The 638-nt window shown below is 71.3% G+C and carries 1 protein-coding gene; it reads right to left on the reverse strand.

Annotation, left to right across the window (positions count from 1 at the left end):
* On the reverse strand, window positions 1-493 hold a 493-nt coding region (locus tag CGX12_RS19410; protein ID WP_142995730.1), incomplete at its 3' end, for an SDR family NAD(P)-dependent oxidoreductase.
* Window positions 494-638 lie beyond the last annotated feature (145 nt).

The following is a 638-nucleotide window of genomic DNA, read 5'->3' on the forward strand; positions in this document are numbered from 1 at the left end:
GCGCCGCCCGCGCCGCCGAGGTGGCGATCATGTGCGGCTCCGGCTGCAGCGCCAGCAGCGAGTTGACGTTGGTGATGGACGGGCAGTCCGAGCGCTCCAGCTGGGGCAGGAAGGCGCGGATCGGGTGGAGCACGCTGAAGGTCTTGAGCCGGATCTCGGCTACCCAGTCTTCATCCTCGGTCTGCTCGAAGTTCGACACCCGGCCCTGGCCAGCGTTGTTGATCAGCAGGTCGGCTCCGCCGAAGCGGGCCTCCACCGCGGCGGCAAAGGCGGCCACCTCGGCCTTGTCCAGCACGTTGCAGGGCCGGGTCAGGCACTCGGCCCCGGGAAAGGCGGCGCGCATCTCTTCCAGGGAGGCGGCCAGCCGCCCGGGGTTGCGGCCGCACCAGGCCACCCGGGCGCCTTCCGCCAGCAGCAGCCGGACCGTTTCCAGCCCGATGCCGGACGAACCGCCGGTGACCACCGCCACCTTGCCTTGCAGCTTGAAACTCATGCTTGTACTCCTCGATTCGGTAAGGCCCCGGCCAGGCGGCACAGGGCCCGGTTGAAGGCGTCGGGCTGGTCGATATAGCTGGCGTGGCCCGCCCCGGCCAGGGGCTCGATGCCGACCCCGGGGTGCCCGGCGGCCAGCGCCAGGA

The organism is Zobellella denitrificans (genome assembly GCF_002237365.1).
Lineage (GTDB): Bacteria > Pseudomonadota > Gammaproteobacteria > Enterobacterales > Aeromonadaceae > Oceanimonas > Oceanimonas denitrificans.